This is a genomic window from Micromonospora sp. WMMD1155 (assembly GCF_029581275.1).
GTDB lineage: Bacteria > Actinomycetota > Actinomycetes > Mycobacteriales > Micromonosporaceae > Micromonospora.
This window is the reverse complement of sequence record NZ_CP120742.1, coordinates 1,431,979-1,446,330: the sequence shown is the minus strand read 5'-3', so window position 1 is coordinate 1,446,330 and position 14,352 is coordinate 1,431,979. Positions and strand designations below refer to the sequence as shown.

The window sequence follows — 14,352 nt, the reverse complement described above, 5'->3', positions numbered from 1 at the left end:
CGGCTACCCGTTCGCAGGTCGGTTTACAGTTAGCAAAGTTTACTAAAACTAGAGGACGTGTCATGAGTGCGACCCGGCTACCCGGCACCCCCCGCCTGTTGCGGGCGCTCAACGACCGTGCCGCGCTGGAACTGCTCCTCGAACGCGGTCCGCTGACCAGGGCCCGGCTCGGCGAGCTGACCGGGCTGTCCAAGGTCACCGCGTCGCAGCTCGTCGAGCGGCTGGAGGAGCGCGGTCTGGTCACGCGCGTCGGCGAGCAGGCCGGCGGGCGGGGGCCGAACGCCCAGCTCTACGCGGTCCGCCCGGGCAGCGCGCACGTCGTCGGGGTCGACGTCGGGCCGGACCGGGTGGTGGCCGCCTGTGCCGACATCACCGGTGCGGTCATCGGCCGGGTGGAGCAGTCGACCCGGGACACCGACGATCCGGTGGGTGTGGTGCACAACGCCGTGGTGCAGGCCGCGAGCAGCGCCCAGGCGCAGCTGAGCAGCGTACGCCGGATCGTGCTCGGCACGCCGGGCCTGGTCGACCCGGGCACCGGCGACATCACGTTCGCCTTCAACCTGCCGCGCTGGCACAGCGGCCTGCTCGCCGCGTTGCGGGAGGACCTGCACACCCCGGTCGTCTTCGAGAACGACGTCAACCTGGCCGCGGTGGCCGAGGCGCAGTCCGGCGCCGCGCAGGGGCTCTCGGACTTCGTGCTGGTGTGGGTGGGTGCCGGCGTCGGGCTGGCGATCATGCTGGGCGGGCGGCTGCACCACGGCAGCAGTGGCGCGGCCGGCGAGATCGGCTACCTGCCGGTGCCCGGCGCGCCCATCCCGCGTGATGTCTCCCGTCGCGCCAAGCCGGCCTTCCAGCAGCTCGTCGGCGCGGACTCGGTGCGCGCGGTGGCCGGTGAGCACGGCTACCCGGACGCCGACGCCGCCGAGGCGGTCCGCGCGGCCGTCGCGGCCGGCGCCGACGGCGGCCCGATGCTCGACGAGCTGGCCCGCCGGCTCGCGATCGGCGTGGCCAGCACCTGCGTGGTGCTCGACCCGCCGCTCGTGGTGCTCGCCGGCGAGGTGGGTCAGGCCGGTGGCGCCGCGCTCGCCGACCGGGTGCAGCAGGAGGTGGCGGCGATCACCCTGGTCCGACCTCGGGTGGTGTCGACCGGGCTGACCGAGGAGCCGATCCTGCACGGCGCGCTGCGCACCGCGCTGGACGCCGTGCGCGACGAGGTGTTCGGCTCCACCGTCGGCTGAGCCCGCTGCGGCGGTCATGTGAAGGAATATTTCACCGCGGGGCGACGGGTTGCAAGCTCTTGCCGATCCGTCGGGCCGACTCCGGTACCGCCGGCCCGACGGACTCGACTCAGATCAGGTCACGACGACGGAACACGGCGAACGCCGCCGCGGTCAGCCCACCGGTGAGCGCGAGCAACACCACCAGGGACGGCCCCCAGGTCAGGCTGTAGGAGCCATCGCAGTACGCGGTGCCCGAACTGCCGGGGCAGGTGTCCCAGAAATCCGCCTTGGCGGTGAGCCAGGCCTGGATGTGGCTGGAGAGCATGAACCGGTCCGGTCGTCGGGCGTCGACGATCTCCAGGATCAGACGGCCGCCCAACTCCCACACCACCAGGTACGCGGCGGCCGCCCCCAGCGCCGCCGACGTGTGCCGACCCAGGGTCGCGATCGCGAAGCCCAGCGCGGAGGCCAACAGCACCAGCACCAGGCCACGGACATGCACCGCGCCGAGCGAACGCCAGAACTCACCGGTCAGCCGGCCGGGTAGCCCGGCGGTCTGCCCGATCACCCAGAACGTGCCGAGGTAGGCCACCGACGCGATCACGGCCAGGACCAGCACCGTGCCGAGCAGGGTGCCCAACTTGGTCGCCAGCACCGTCAACCGGCGTGGTCGCCAGAGCAGCAGGTTCACCACGCCACCGGAGTTCAGGTCGGCGCCGATGTAGGAGGCACCGACCAGGAACCCGAACAGCACCAGGAACGCGATGAGGAAATAGAGCAGCGGCAGCGCCTGCTTGGCGAAGCTGAACACCCCCGGCAGGAAGTCCGCGGCGATCGGCAGCCGATCCTGCCGGATCGGGTCGATCTCCGAGCAGTCCTGAGGGAAGTACTGGCCCATGTCGGCCTGCGGAAGCGTGCCGTTCTGTCGCGCCAGGCACTGCTGGTGAGCCAGGTCCATCGCCTGCCGCGCCTCGACGGCCTGAGCCCGCGCCGAGTTCAACTCTTCCGCGTTGGGCTTGTGCGAACCAGCCAGCGTGGTCGCCGCCGTGACCGCGAAGGCGAACGCCAGCAGGACGACCATGAGCTGCACGAAGCGACGGGCCGACAGTCGCTCCACCTCTGCACGGACCAGGTTCACGCGTCCACTCCCCGATCGATGTCGATCACCGCGCCACCCTGGTCGGTGTACGGCAGGTGCGAGTCGTCGACCTGGCGGGGCACCGACGGATGCTCGTACGCGCCCGTCAACTCCAGGAAGACACTCTCCAGATCCGGCCGCAGCGGGGTCAGCTCGCCCACCCACAGGCCCTGCTCGCCGAGCGTCCGGCTGACCACCGTCGGGTCACTCACCCCGCTCACCACCAGCGTCTCGCCGTCGACGGCCGCCGTCAGCCCGGCCGCGTGCAGCAGCTCGACAGCGCGTTCGGCCTCGGCCACCCGCACCAGGAACTCGTGCCGGTCGTAACCCGCCAGCACCTCGTCGACCCGGCCGGCAGCGACCCGACGCCCGTGCGAAATGATCGTGACGTGGTCGCAGATCAGCTGGATCTCACCCAGGATGTGACTGGACACCAGCACTGTCACCCCGGCCGCCGCCAGCGACCGCATCAGGTCCCGCATCTCCCGGATGCCCGCCGGGTCCAGCCCGTTCGCCGGCTCATCCAGGATGAGCAACCGTGGGTCCTTCAGCAGCGCGGACGCGACCGCGAGGCGCTGCTTCATGCCCAGCGAGTAGCCCTTCACCCGCTCGTCGCCCCGGTCGCGCAGGCCCACCAGGTCCAGCGCCTCATCCACCCGCGAGACCGGCATCCCGCCGGCACGCGCCAACAACCGCAGGGTGCGGTAACCGGTGAAGTTGCCGAAGAACTGCGGACTCTCCACGATGGCGCCGACCTGCCCGGCCACTCCGGGCAGCGACTCGGGCGACGGCGCACCCAGCACCGTCATCCGCCCGCTGTCGGCGCGTACCAGCCCGAGCAGGGCGCGCAGGGTGGTGGTCTTGCCGGACCCGTTGGGGCCCAGGAAGCCGTGGATCTGGCCCTCCTCGACCAGCAGGTCGAACCCGTCCACCGCCACCCGTCGGCCGTTGCGCAGGGTGTGGAAGGTCTTGCGCAGACCCTCGATCTCGATGGCCGCGCTCATCCGCGCGGCTCCGTACCTCGGCGGGGCATGAGTGGTCCTTCGGTCTTGGTGAGCAACGACACGGTGCATCACCCTATGGCCGGGGCGCCGCCCGTGGGGGGCGCCTCGTCGTTGCGTGGTTGGATGGAGCGGTGACTGGTGACCTGCTCCCCGGCGCTGCCGGCGCCCCCGTCGACCCGGATCTGGTGGTCAGCCTCGACAGCGTCGGCGTACGCCGCTCCGGCACCGCCCTCCTGCAGGACCTGACCTGGCGTGTCGAGCTGGACGAGCGGTGGGTCGTGCTCGGTTCCAACGGCGCGGGCAAGACGACACTGCTCAACCTCGCCGCCGGCCGACTGCACCCCACCACCGGTGTCGCGCACGTGCTCGGCGAGCGGATCGGCCGCACCGACGTCAACGAGCTGCGTACCCGCATCGGGCTCACCACCGCCGCGATCGCCGAACGGCTGCCCGCCGACGAACAGGTCAGCGACGTGGTGGTGACCGCCGCCTGGTCGGTCGTCGGCCGCTGGCGGGAGAACTACGACCGCGGCGACGAGGCGCGGGCGCGGGCACTGCTGAGCCAGCTCGGCGTCGGCGGGCTCGCCGAACGCCGGTACGGCACCCTCTCCGAGGGGGAGCGCAAGCGGGTGCAGATCGCCCGTGCCCTGATGACCGACCCGGAGCTGCTGCTGCTCGACGAGCCCGCCGCCGGGCTCGACCTGGGTGGTCGGGAGGACCTGGTCGCCCGACTGGCCGAGCTGGCGTACGACCCGGACGCCCCGGCGATGGTGCTGGTCACCCACCACGTCGAGGAGATCCCGCCGGGGTTCACCCACGCGCTGCTGCTGCGGGAGGGTGGCGTGGTCGCCCAGGGCCTGCTCGCCGAGACGCTGACCGGCGACAACCTCTCCAAGACCTTCGGCCTGCCGCTGGTGGTCGAGCGTTCCGGCGACCGCTACACCGCTCGGGCCGCCTGAGCGACGGTCAGGGCGGAGACGACAGTGCCGCAGACCCGCGTCGCCGTGGTGGGCAGCGCCAACATGGACCTGGTCGCGATGGCGCCGGCGTTGCCGAGACTGGGCGAGACCATGCTCGGCACCGACTTCATGATGGTGCCCGGCGGTAAGGGCGCCAACCAGGCCGTCGCCGCGGCCCGGGCCGGCGCGTCCTGTGCCTTCCTCGGCGCGATCGGCTCGGACGCCTTCGGCGTCACCCTCAAGGCCCGCATCACGGCGGCCGGGGTGGACACCAGCCAACTACGGGTGGTCTACGGCACCTCCGGCGTGGCATTGGTGATGGTGAACGCCCAGGGCGAGAACGCCATCATGGTGACCCCCGGCGCGAACGACGCGTTGACCGGTCTCACCGAGGACGAGCTGGCCACGGTGAGCGCGGCGGACGTCCTCGTCGCCCAACTGGAGATCCCGGTGTCGACGGTGACGGCCGCCGCGGTGGCCGCCCGCGCCGCCGGCACCCGGGTCATCCTCAACGCCGCCCCGGCCCGCGATCTCCCGCCCGAGCTGCTCGCGTCGGTGGACCTGCTGGTCGTCAACGAGGGCGAGGCGCGCACGCTCGCCGGTCGAGGTCGGGAAGAACCCCGGGCGCTGCTGGACCTGACTCCCCGGGCCGTACTCACCCTCGGTGGAGAGGGCGCCTGGTACGTCGACCGGGACGGCGTCGAGGTGCACGTGCCGGCTGTCCGCGTCGACGTCGTCGACTCCACCGCAGCGGGTGACGCGTTCACCGCCGCGCTGGCCGTCGGCTGGGGCGAGGGACGCGACCTGGTCGACGCGGTGCGCTGGGCGTCGGCGGCCGGTGCCGCCTGCGTACGCAAGCTCGGTGCCTCGGTGGCGCTTCCGCAGCGCGCCGAGATCGACGAGCTGTACGAGCCGGCCTGAACCGAGGGCTCAACCGGCGTCGTCGTCGCTGAGCTTCTCCCCGCGTCGGCGCAGCATGCCCAGCCCGGGGATGCCGGCCACGGCGAGCTTGAGGTCACGGGTCACGTCGAGCAGATCGTGCAGGTCGGGCCCGACCCGGTCGAGGGTGGCCAGGATCGGCAGGATGTCCGCCGTCAGGTGCTGTTTGAGCTTGGGCAGCTCGTCGATCAGGTGGATCGCGGCGGTGATCTCCTCGTGACTGAGCTGTTCGACGAACCGTTCGGTCATCGGCGCGGCCCGCCGGAGCGCCGGCTCGTACGCTGCCAGCAGCTCGGCCGCCGTGGCCGCCGCCTCCGTCGCGGTGCCTACCGTCACCGCAGCCCGGCCGGCCACCGCCTCGGCGTCGGCGACCACCGTGCCGGCCATCCGGGCGACGGTGTCGGCCTCCTGAACCACGACCGCGGCTGCCGACGCCACCTCGGTGGCGGTGTCGATGGCGGTGGTCGCGGCGGCGCTGATCACGGCCACCTCACGGACGGCCGCCTCGGCGTCGGTGAGCACCTGGTCGGTGCGGTCCAGCGTCGTCTCGATCCGGTCGACCACGCCGTTGATCCGGGCCAGCAGCGCCTCCACCCCGTCCAGCACCGCGAACGCGCGGGCGGGCACGGCGGCGAACGAGGCGGCCGAGCCGAGCGCCTGGTCGAGAGCGGAACGGGTCAGGCCGACCACGGCGGTCGGGGTGGGGAGGGGAATCGCCATGGGATCAAGTGTGCGTCGGCCGGGCCGCAACCGCCGGGTGGGCGACGCCGACGGTCACCGGTGGTCGCCCTGCTGTTCGACGGCACGCTGCACGGCCCGGTAGATCTGGCCGAACCGTAGCGCGTCCGGGGTGCGCAGGAGCAGATCCTCCCGACCGTGGTGCTGCACCCACAATTCGTGCACATGGCTGCCGCGCTCGTAGGAGCGGTCCAGCCAGCCCAGGGGGATCTCCAGGAACGGCAGCGACACCAGGGCCCCCACCGCGCAGGCCGCCAGAATGATCAGCGCCAGTTGCCAGTTGCCCCGGTCCTGCGCCGACCAGGCCAGCGACAACACGCAGACCATGGCGACAAGCGGCGGCAGCGAGAGCAGCAGGACCAGGACACCGCGACCCAGCACCCGGCCGCGTACGGCGAGGCTCTTCTGCCCCCGTGCGTGCCAGACGAACGTCACGTCGGACAGGGCGATCACGTGACCGCCAGCCCGGATCGACTCGGACGTGACCTGCACCGCGTCGTCCCGGTAATAGAGGGTCATCACTAAGCCTAACCACCGGAGGGCAACTTCCGCCCGGCTCGGCGGCCGGCACTCGGCCCTCGCCCGCCCCGGATTCGCCGTACGTCGTCGGGCGGGTGGAGCTGATGTCGCGATGGTCCTATGGAGCTGAATCGTTTGCGACATCACGTGTGACGGCATCGCTGTGTCATCGCGCCGTGTCGCCGCGCCGCCATGTCGTGGCGCCGGGGTCCTTCCTGGTCGTGGCCGGCGGCGTCTGTCGCCGTGTCGCGGCGGGGCGCTGCGGCGCCGTGGCGCTGTGGCGCTGTGGGCCCGGTCTGATTCGTTTGTGATATCAGCTCCATAGGCACCGGACGAACACTGCGCCCGCCGCCCGCCGCCCGCCGCCCAGGTCGGGCCGCGACGGCTAGCGACGGGCGCCGGGGCGGGCCGGTTGGCTGTGCTCGACGGCGCGCTGCAGGGCACGGTAGATCTGCCCGAAGCGCAGCGCGTCACCCGTCCGCAGCAGACGGACCGGCTGGCCCCGCCAACGGGCCCAGATCTCCAGTTGGCGGCTGCCCCGGGCGTACGAGCGGTCCAGATGTTCGAAGAGGAAGTCGGCTACGGGCCCGACGGCCAGGCCGACCAGCACCGACGCGCCGACGATCGCGATCGTCACGGTGGGGGAGCGGTGCAGCCAGACCGCCACGCCGATGCCGAGCACCGCCGCGACCAGCGGACCGGCGAGCGCCGCACCGATCGCGCCCCGCCCGGCGAGCACGCGCCAGGAACGGGTGCCGCGGCGGTGCCAGATCATGCTGATGTCGGACAGCGCGTAGCTGCGGCCATCGACCCGGACGGTGGTGGAGGTGACCTGCACCGACCTGTCGTCGTAGTACGTCGTCATGGCTGGACTCCCGCCCACGGGGCTGACACCACACTACTTACCCAAACGAGCCGGGTCGTAAGGTTGGCACGCGACTTCGACGAGGAAGTGAGGGCAGCGTGGGCGAGTTCGTTCGGCTGGAGACCACTGACGGCATCGGCACGATCCGGCTGGAGCGGCCGCCGATGAACGCGCTCAACACCCAGGTGCAGGAGGAGTTGCGCGCCGCCGCGACGGCCGCCACCGACGACCCCGAGGTCCGCGCCGTCATCGTGTACGGCGGGGAGAAGGTCTTCGCCGCCGGTGCGGACATCAAGCAGATGGCCGAGATGTCCTATGTCGACATGGCGGACCGGGCGGCGAACCTGTCCAGCGCTCTCGGTGCGATCGCCCGGATCCCGAAGCCGGTGGTGGCCGCGATCACCGGGTACGCCCTCGGTGGCGGCTGCGAGCTGGCGCTGGCCTGTGACTGGCGGATCGTGGCCGACGACGCGAAGCTCGGCCAGCCGGAGATCAAGCTCGGCATCATCCCGGGCGCCGGCGGCACCCAGCGGCTGGCCCGCCTGGTCGGCCCGGCCCGCGCCAAGGATCTGATCATGACGGGTCGGATGGTCGACGCCGAGGAGGCGCTGCGGATCGGCCTGGCCGACCGGGTGGTCCCGGCAGCCGAGGTCTACGACGCCGCGGTCGCCTACGTGAAGCCGTACCTGACCGGCCCGGTGCAGGCGCTGCGCGCGGCGAAGCTGGCTGTCGACGGCGGCCTGGACATGGACCTCAACTCGGGCCTTGCCTGGGAGAGCCAGCTCTTCGCGGCGCTGTTCGCCACCGACGACCGGCGGGAGGGCATGTCGGCCTTCGTGGAGAAGCGCAAGCCGGACTTCACCGGCCGCTGACACGGCTTAGCCGAGAACGGTTCACATTGTTCCTACCGGCCAGTAGCGTGGGGCCTCGGTCATGAGGAACGAAGGGGAGCGGCGAATGACGGAGCGGATCGAGGGTCACGGCGGCGAGTTGGCGCTCGCGGCCCTACGCGCGCACGGCGTACGGGAGATGTTCACCCTCTCCGGAGGGCACGTCTTCCCGCTGTACGACGCCGCGTACAAGACCGACTTCCCGATCTACGACGTCCGGCACGAACAGTCCGCGGTCTTCGCCGCCGAGGCGGTCGCCAAGCTGCAGCGTCGCCCCGGTCTCGCCGTGCTCACCGCCGGGCCCGGTGTCACCAACGGCATCTCCGGCATGACGAGCGCGTTCTTCAACGCCTCCCCGGTGCTGGTGCTCGGTGGCCGCGCGCCCGCGTTCCGCTGGGGCTCCGGCAGCCTGCAGGAGATGGACCACCTGCCGCTGGTCGCCCCGGTCACCAAGCACGCCGAGACGGTGTTCAGCACCGACGACATCCCGCGTGCGGTGGGTGCGGCACTCACCGCCGCGCTCACCCCGCACCGCGGCCCGGCCTTCCTCGACTTCCCGCTCGAGACGGTCTTCTCGGTGGCCGAGGCCGAGCTGCCCGCCGCGACCGGCGTCGACCCGGTCGCGCCGGACCCGGAGGAGGTCGGCCGCGCCGCCCTGCTCATCGCCGGGGCACAGCGACCGGTCATCATCGCCGGCTCCGACGTGTACGCGGGCGACGCGGTCGCCGCGCTGCGCGAGGCGGCCGAGGCGCTGCAGGTCCCGGTCTTCACCAACGGGATGGGTCGCGGCTCGCTCCCGCCGGAGCACCCGCTCGCGTTCGCCAAGGCCCGCCGGGCCGCGCTCTCCGGCGCCGACGTGGTCGTGGTGGTGGGCACCCCGCTGGACTTCCGCCTCAGCTTCGGTGACTTCGGCGACGCCAAGGTGGTGCACATCGTCGACGCGCCCAGCCAGCGGGCGACGCACGTGCAGCCGGCCGCAGCCCCCGCCGGCGACCTGCGCCTGATCCTCTCCGCGCTGGCCGACCACGCCGGCGACCGGACCGACCACTCCGACTGGATCGCCGACCTGCGCGTCGCCGAGGACGCGGCGAAGGCGCGGGACGCCGCCGAGATGGCCGCCGAGACCGACCCGATCCGCCCGGCGCGGATCTACGGCGAGCTTCGTCGGGTGCTGGCCCCGGACGCGATCACCATCGGCGACGGCGGCGACTTCGTGTCGTACGCCGGGCGGTACCTGGAGCCGTCGCAGCCCGGCACCTGGCTGGACCCGGGTCCGTACGGCTGCCTGGGCACCGGCATGGGTTACGCGATGGGGGCCCGGGTCAGTCACCCGGACCGGCAGATCTGCGTACTGATGGGTGACGGCGCGGCCGGCTTCTCGCTGATGGACGTCGAGTCACTGGTCCGCCAGAAGCTGCCGGTGGTGATCGTCGTCGGCAACAACGGCATCTGGGGGTTGGAGAAGCACCCGATGCGCGCCATGTACGGCTACGACGTGGCCGCCGACCTCCAGCCGGAGCTGCGCTACGACACGGTGGTCAGCGCGCTCGGCGGTGCGGGGGAGACGGTCGCCAAGGCCGCCGATCTCGGTCCGGCGCTCCAGCGGGCGTTCGACTCCGGAGTGCCGTACCTGGTCAACGTGCTCACCGACCCGACCGACGCGTACCCCCGGTCGTCGAACCTGGCCTGAGTCGCACCTGCCGCCGCCGTCGCTCCTGGGGGGCGACGGCGGCGCGCTCACACCTCCGGCCGGTCACCCTCGCGGGGCGGCTCGCCGTCGCGGCGGCGCAGGTCGTCCTCGCGCCGACGCAGGTCCTCCTCCCAGCGGCGGAAGAGCTCCTCGTCCTGTTCCTTGGCGCGCTCCTGCACGGAACGCAGGAACTCCGGGTCGTCGTCCGGCGCGACCGGCCGGGGGCGCTGCCGTTCGGGCGAGCCGGTGCCACCCAGCCAGCCCTTGCGGGCGCCGGAGCCGGGCTCGCGGCCGACGATGAACCAGGCGATCGAGCCGATCAGCGGGAAGAACAAGATGATCAGCACCCAGGCGATCCGGGGCAGGGCACGGATCTGCCCCTCCTCGGCGGAGAGACAGCTGATCAGCGCGCAGACCGCGAGGACGATCTGCACCAGGAAGAGGAGTACGCCAAGCCGGGCCATACCCCCATCATGGCGCACCGTTTCCCGTCACCCCAGTCCGCGGAGCACCAGCAGCACTCCCAGTAGGGCGAGCCCCACGGTGCCGAAGGCGACCAGCGGTAGTGTCCGGCCGCCGGTGCGGGCCGCCCCGGTGCCTGTCGCGCGGGGCCAGCAGAGCACCAGCAGAGCGCCCCACACCAGCACCGTGACGCCGGCGACCAGCGCCCCGGCCCGGCCTCCGGTCGACGCCAGCCGGATGGCGAGCGCGGTCACCACCGTGACCGTGAGCAGGGTGCGCCGCCAGGCCAGTCGGGTCCGCTCCGGTTGCAGCCCCGGATCGCGTCCGGTGCTCACCGCCCGCCGACGGCCCGGGTCAGGACGGCCACGACGAGCAGCACCGCCCCGGCGCCCACGGCGATGGCGAGGACGGCGGGGAAGCGCGACGCGGGCAGCTCCTCACCGAGGCGGATGGCCCGTTCGGTACGCGCCCAGTGGTCCACGGCGCGGATCGCGACCAGCCCGCCGAGCAGCAGCAGCGTCACCGCGATCGCCTCCCGCAGGTGACTCATCGCGAGGGGCGGCAGGAACTGTGCAGCGGCCAACCCGCCGCCCACCAGCGCCAGCCCGGTGCGCAGCCAGGCGAGGAAGGTTCGCTCGTTGGCCAGGGAGAACCGGTAGTCGGGCGTCTCACCGACCGAGCGCAGCTCCGCCGGGTCGAACCATCGTCTGATCGCCTCCCACACAGTGGGAGATTATCCGCTTCCCATGCCGCTTAGCCTGGGCCGGTGACTGATCTCGACGTGATGACGCTGCGCGACGCCTACGACAACCAGCTCCGCCCGGAGATCCCCGACCCGGTTCCGGCCGGGGTGACCGTTGAGCGGGACGGGCCGCTGGTCCGCATCATCGGGCTCGACGCCGGCGGGTTCCTCACCTATCGCGACCTGGGCGGGCTGACCGGTGACGCGCTGGACGAGCTGATCGGCCGGCAGGTGCGACTGTTCCGTGAGCGTGGCCAGTCGGTCGAGTGGAAGCTCAACGAACACGACGAACCGGCCGACCTGGCGGACCGCCTGCGCGCCGCCGGCTTCGTGCCGGAGGACCGGGAGACCGTCGTGGTCGGGCCGGTCGCCCCGTTGGCCGCCGCGCTGCCGGTCGTCCCCGAGGGGGTACGCCTGCGTGAGGTGACGTCCCGGGAGGACCTGGAGCGGATCGCCGCCATGGAGGAGGAGGTCTGGCAGGAGGACCGCTCGCACCTCGTGACGGGTCTGGCCAAGGAGATCGACGCCGACCCGACCTCGATCACCGTGGTGGTCGCCGAGGCGGACGGGACGGTGGTGAGCGCCGGCTGGGTGCGGTTCCCGGCGAACACCGGCTTCGCCACGATGTGGGGTGGCTCGACGTTGCCGCAGTGGCGGCGCAAGGGCATCTACCGGGCGTTGGTCAACTACCGGGCCCGGCTGGCCGAGCAGCGGGGGCGGACGCTCATGCAGGTCGACTGTTCCGAGGACAGCCGGCCGATCCTCCAGCGGCTCGGCCTCGTCGCGGTCACCACCACCACCCCGTACGTCTACACTCCGTGATCATGGAGCAGCGGTTGACGGACGAGGAGCGCCTGATCATCAAGACCGGTGCCTTCGGTGCCGTCTTCCTGGTCTCCAACGCCGATCCGGGGGTGCTGGGGGTGATCCGGGAGAGCATCGCGGCGTCCGGCGCGCTCGCCGACGCCAGTGGTGCCGTCAAGGAGGCGCTGACCACCGGCCCGTTGCCGCGGCTTCCCCGGGACTCGCAGTTGGAGATCGAGTCGGTGGTGCTGCCGGCGTTGCGGGAGGCGGTGCTGATCCTGCGCGAGAAGTCGCCGCCGGACGTGGAGGCGTACCGGTCGGTGGTGTTGGCCGCGGCGGACCGGGTGGCCCGGGCGCACGACGGGGTCGCGCCCGCCGAGGCGGCCGCCATCGACCAGATCAGGGTTGCGCTGGCCGAGCCGGCCTGACCGCCCCCCGCCGTCGGTGAGCTGTGTCACTCCGTGCCCCTCGGGAGCGCAACCTACTGGCAGGTAACATTGCCTCGTGGGAAACCGCACAGCAGCCCGCGGTTGACCTGGCGTCGACCGACGCGCGACGCTGCGCCCCATACCGGGCGAGCGAATCGCAACACCACACAGGAGGGTCGTCGAAGCGCGATGAATATCGTCGTACTCGTCAAGCAGGTGCCTGATTCGGGCGCGGACCGCAACCTGCGCAATGACGACAACACCGTCGACCGCGGTTCGGCGAACAACGTGATCAACGAGATGGACGAGTACGCCATCGAGGAGGCCTTGAAGATCAAGGAGGCCCATGGCGGCGAGGTCACCATCCTGACCATGGGTCCGGACCGGGCGACCGAGTCGATCCGCAAGGCGCTCTCCATGGGTCCGGACAAGGCCGTGCACGTGCTGGACGACGCCCTGCACGGCTCCTGTGCCGTCGCCACCTCCAAGGTGCTCGCCGCCGCCCTCGGTCAGCTCGATGCCGACCTGGTCATCTGCGGTGCCGAGTCCACCGACGGTCGGGTCCAGGTCATGCCGCACATGATCGCCGAGCGGCTGGGCGTCGCGGCGCTCACCGGCGCCCGTAAGCTCACCGTCGACGGCGCGACGCTGACCGTCGAGCGGCAGACCGAGGAGGGGTACGAGGTCGTCACCGCCTCCACCCCGGCCGTGGTCTCCGTCTGGGACACGATCAACGAGCCGCGCTACCCCTCTTTCAAGGGCATCATGGCCGCGAAGAAGAAGCCGGTTCAGACGCTCGCGCTGGCCGACCTCGGTGTCGCGCCCGCCGAGGTGGGCTTCGACGGTGCCACCAGCGCCGTCGTCGAGCACACCAAGCGCCCGCCGCGTTCCGGCGGAGCCAAGATCACCGATGAGGGCGAGGGCGGCGTCAAGCTGGTCGAGTTCCTCGCCACCGAGAAGTTCGTGTGAGAGCGGGTCTGGACATGTCTGAGGTTCTCGTCGTCGTCGAAGCCACCAAGGAATTCGGCGTCAAGAAGGTCACCCTGGAGATGCTCACCCTCGCCCGCGAGCTGGGTACCCCGAGCGCGGTGGTGCTCGGCGGTGCCGGCGCCGCCGAGGCGCTGAGCGGCAAGCTGGGCGAGTACGGCGCGGAGAAGATCTACGCCGCCGAGGGTGACGACATCGACGGCTACCTGGTGGCCCCCAAGGCCACCGTGCTGGCCGAACTGGTCAAGCGGGTGCAGCCGGCCGCCGTGCTGCTGGCCTCCGCCCAAGAGGGCAAGGAGATCGCCGCCCGGCTCGCCGTCAAGCTGGACAACGGCATCCTGACCGACGTGGTCGGTCTGGACGCCGACGGCACCGCCACGCAGGTCGCCTTCGCCGGCTCCACCATCGTCAAGGCCAAGGTCACCAAGGGTCTGCCGCTGGTCACCGTACGACCCAACTCGGTCACCCCCGCTCCGGCGGCGGCCACCCCGACGATCGAGCAGCTCACCGTGTCGGTCACCGACACCGACAAGCTCGCGAAGGTCGTCGAGCGGGTCGCCGAGCAGAAGGGCTCCCGCCCCGAGCTGACCGAGGCCGGCGTGGTCGTCTCCGGCGGTCGCGGTGTCGGCAACGCCGACAACTTCAAGCTGGTCGAGGAGTTGGCCGACCTGCTCGGCGGTGCCGTCGGCGCGTCCCGCGCGGCGGTCGACTCCGGCTTCTACCCGCACCAGTTCCAGGTGGGCCAGACCGGCAAGACGGTCTCCCCGCAGCTCTACGTGGCGCTCGGCATCTCCGGCGCCATCCAGCACCGGGCCGGCATGCAGACCTCGAAGACCATCGTCGCGGTCAACAAGGACGGCGAGGCGCCGATCTTCGAGCTGGCCGACTTCGGCGTGGTGGGCGACCTGTTCAAGATCGTCCCGCAGGCCGCCGAGGAGATCCGCAAGCGCAAGTGACCCGGTCACCA

17 protein-coding genes are annotated in these 14,352 nt (G+C 71.8%); 9 read left to right on the top strand and 8 right to left on the bottom strand.

The genetic code is table 11. The features are described 5' to 3' along the window. Nucleotides 1–62: 62 nt before the first annotated feature. Entirely contained in the window at nt 63–1,238 is a 1,176-nt protein-coding gene (locus O7617_RS06355) for an ROK family transcriptional regulator (protein WP_282262152.1), read from the top strand. 109 nt (nt 1,239–1,347) lie between these two features. Here O7617_RS06355 and O7617_RS06350 read toward each other — a convergent pair whose 3' ends face one another. Both O7617_RS06350 and O7617_RS06345 read right to left on the bottom strand, forming a co-directional pair. After that, nucleotides 1,348–2,358 carry an ABC transporter permease subunit gene (locus O7617_RS06350; protein WP_282262150.1) on the bottom strand — a complete coding sequence of 337 codons (1,011 nt, stop codon included), beginning with the start codon at nt 2,356–2,358 and terminating at the stop codon, nt 1,348–1,350. Beyond that, nucleotides 2,355–3,362, bottom strand: a complete 1,008-nt coding sequence (locus O7617_RS06345) for an ATP-binding cassette domain-containing protein (protein ID WP_282262149.1) — start codon at nt 3,360–3,362, stop codon at nt 2,355–2,357. The genes O7617_RS06350 and O7617_RS06345 overlap by 4 nt, the downstream gene beginning before the upstream one ends. 131 nt (nt 3,363–3,493) lie before the next feature. Between O7617_RS06345 and O7617_RS06340 the strand changes: the two genes are divergently transcribed. Next, nucleotides 3,494–4,321, top strand: a complete 828-nt coding sequence (locus O7617_RS06340) for an ABC transporter ATP-binding protein (protein ID WP_282262147.1) — start codon at nt 3,494–3,496, stop codon at nt 4,319–4,321. A gap of 24 nt (nt 4,322–4,345) precedes the next feature. Then, entirely contained in the window at nt 4,346–5,242 is an 897-nt protein-coding gene (locus tag O7617_RS06335; protein ID WP_282262145.1) for a ribokinase, read from the top strand. Between the two features lie 9 nt (nt 5,243–5,251). On the opposite strand, the gene O7617_RS06330 is transcribed toward O7617_RS06335, so the two are convergent. From O7617_RS06330 to O7617_RS06320, 3 genes are all read right to left on the bottom strand, one after another. Continuing rightward, the gene (locus O7617_RS06330; protein ID WP_282262144.1) at nt 5,252–5,980 is read right to left on the bottom strand and encodes a hypothetical protein; all 729 of its coding nucleotides are present in this window, start codon (nt 5,978–5,980) and stop codon (nt 5,252–5,254) included. A 54-nt stretch (nt 5,981–6,034) separates the two neighbouring features. Continuing rightward, nucleotides 6,035–6,517 (bottom strand): DUF6232 family protein, encoded by a 483-nt coding sequence (locus O7617_RS06325; protein ID WP_282262143.1) that lies wholly within the window; start codon nt 6,515–6,517, stop codon nt 6,035–6,037. Nucleotides 6,518–6,902: 385 nt separating this feature from the next. Next, nucleotides 6,903–7,382, bottom strand: a complete 480-nt coding sequence (locus O7617_RS06320) for a DUF6232 family protein (RefSeq protein WP_282262142.1) — start codon at nt 7,380–7,382, stop codon at nt 6,903–6,905. Between the two features lie 98 nt (nt 7,383–7,480). On the opposite strand from O7617_RS06320, the gene O7617_RS06315 reads away from it, so the two are divergent. Together O7617_RS06315 and O7617_RS06310 are read left to right on the top strand one after the other, a co-directional pair. After that, the gene (locus O7617_RS06315; RefSeq protein WP_282262140.1) at nt 7,481–8,254 is read left to right on the top strand and encodes an enoyl-CoA hydratase-related protein; all 774 of its coding nucleotides are present in this window, start codon (nt 7,481–7,483) and stop codon (nt 8,252–8,254) included. A gap of 85 nt (nt 8,255–8,339) precedes the next feature. Then, complete coding sequence (locus O7617_RS06310) at nt 8,340–9,962, top strand: acetolactate synthase (protein ID WP_282262139.1); 1,623 nt, start codon at nt 8,340–8,342, stop codon at nt 9,960–9,962. 47 nt (nt 9,963–10,009) lie between these two features. On the opposite strand, the gene O7617_RS06305 is transcribed toward O7617_RS06310, so the two are convergent. The 3 genes from O7617_RS06305 to O7617_RS06295 are packed head-to-tail and all read right to left on the bottom strand — an operon-like array spanning nt 10,010 to nt 11,148. Then, nucleotides 10,010–10,426 (bottom strand): PLD nuclease N-terminal domain-containing protein, encoded by a 417-nt coding sequence (locus O7617_RS06305; protein ID WP_282262137.1) that lies wholly within the window; start codon nt 10,424–10,426, stop codon nt 10,010–10,012. Between the two features lie 27 nt (nt 10,427–10,453). Then, the gene (locus tag O7617_RS06300; protein ID WP_282262136.1) at nt 10,454–10,759 is read right to left on the bottom strand and encodes a DUF202 domain-containing protein; all 306 of its coding nucleotides are present in this window, start codon (nt 10,757–10,759) and stop codon (nt 10,454–10,456) included. After that, on the bottom strand, nt 10,756–11,148 hold the full coding sequence (locus O7617_RS06295) for a DUF202 domain-containing protein (protein WP_282262135.1): 393 nt from the start codon (nt 11,146–11,148) through the stop codon (nt 10,756–10,758). Before O7617_RS06295 ends, O7617_RS06300 begins: the two co-directional genes overlap by 4 nt. A gap of 42 nt (nt 11,149–11,190) precedes the next feature. Here O7617_RS06295 and O7617_RS06290 point away from each other — a divergent pair, with 42 nt between their 5' ends. The 4 genes from O7617_RS06290 to O7617_RS06275 all read left to right on the top strand — a co-directional run bounded on the left by O7617_RS06290 (nt 11,191) and on the right by O7617_RS06275 (nt 14,341). Next, on the top strand, nt 11,191–11,988 hold the full coding sequence (locus O7617_RS06290; RefSeq protein WP_282262133.1) for a GNAT family N-acetyltransferase: 798 nt from the start codon (nt 11,191–11,193) through the stop codon (nt 11,986–11,988). Beyond that, complete coding sequence (locus O7617_RS06285; RefSeq protein ID WP_282262132.1) at nt 11,985–12,398, top strand: hypothetical protein; 414 nt, start codon at nt 11,985–11,987, stop codon at nt 12,396–12,398. The genes O7617_RS06290 and O7617_RS06285 overlap by 4 nt, the downstream gene beginning before the upstream one ends. A gap of 189 nt (nt 12,399–12,587) precedes the next feature. Further along, nucleotides 12,588–13,367, top strand: coding sequence for an electron transfer flavoprotein subunit beta/FixA family protein (locus tag O7617_RS06280; protein WP_282262131.1), 780 nt, complete (start codon nt 12,588–12,590; stop codon nt 13,365–13,367). 14 nt (nt 13,368–13,381) lie between these two features. After that, nucleotides 13,382–14,341 (top strand): electron transfer flavoprotein subunit alpha/FixB family protein, encoded by a 960-nt coding sequence (locus O7617_RS06275; RefSeq protein WP_282262130.1) that lies wholly within the window; start codon nt 13,382–13,384, stop codon nt 14,339–14,341. Nucleotides 14,342–14,352: the final 11 nt, after the last annotated feature.

Coding starts and splice junctions, on each gene's coding strand:
- O7617_RS06355 (WP_282262152.1), top strand. CDS start 63: ATGAGTGCGACCCGGCTACCCGGCACCCCCCGCCTGTTGCGGGCGCTC.
- O7617_RS06345 (WP_282262149.1), bottom strand. CDS start 3,362: ATGAGCGCGGCCATCGAGATCGAGGGTCTGCGCAAGACCTTCCACACC.
- O7617_RS06330 (WP_282262144.1), bottom strand. CDS start 5,980: ATGGCGATTCCCCTCCCCACCCCGACCGCCGTGGTCGGCCTGACCCGT.
- O7617_RS06325 (WP_282262143.1), bottom strand. CDS start 6,517: ATGACCCTCTATTACCGGGACGACGCGGTGCAGGTCACGTCCGAGTCG.
- O7617_RS06320 (WP_282262142.1), bottom strand. CDS start 7,382: ATGACGACGTACTACGACGACAGGTCGGTGCAGGTCACCTCCACCACC.
- O7617_RS06310 (WP_282262139.1), top strand. CDS start 8,340: ATGACGGAGCGGATCGAGGGTCACGGCGGCGAGTTGGCGCTCGCGGCC.
- O7617_RS06305 (WP_282262137.1), bottom strand. CDS start 10,426: ATGGCCCGGCTTGGCGTACTCCTCTTCCTGGTGCAGATCGTCCTCGCG.
- O7617_RS06280 (WP_282262131.1), top strand. CDS start 12,588: ATGAATATCGTCGTACTCGTCAAGCAGGTGCCTGATTCGGGCGCGGAC.
- O7617_RS06275 (WP_282262130.1), top strand. CDS start 13,382: ATGTCTGAGGTTCTCGTCGTCGTCGAAGCCACCAAGGAATTCGGCGTC.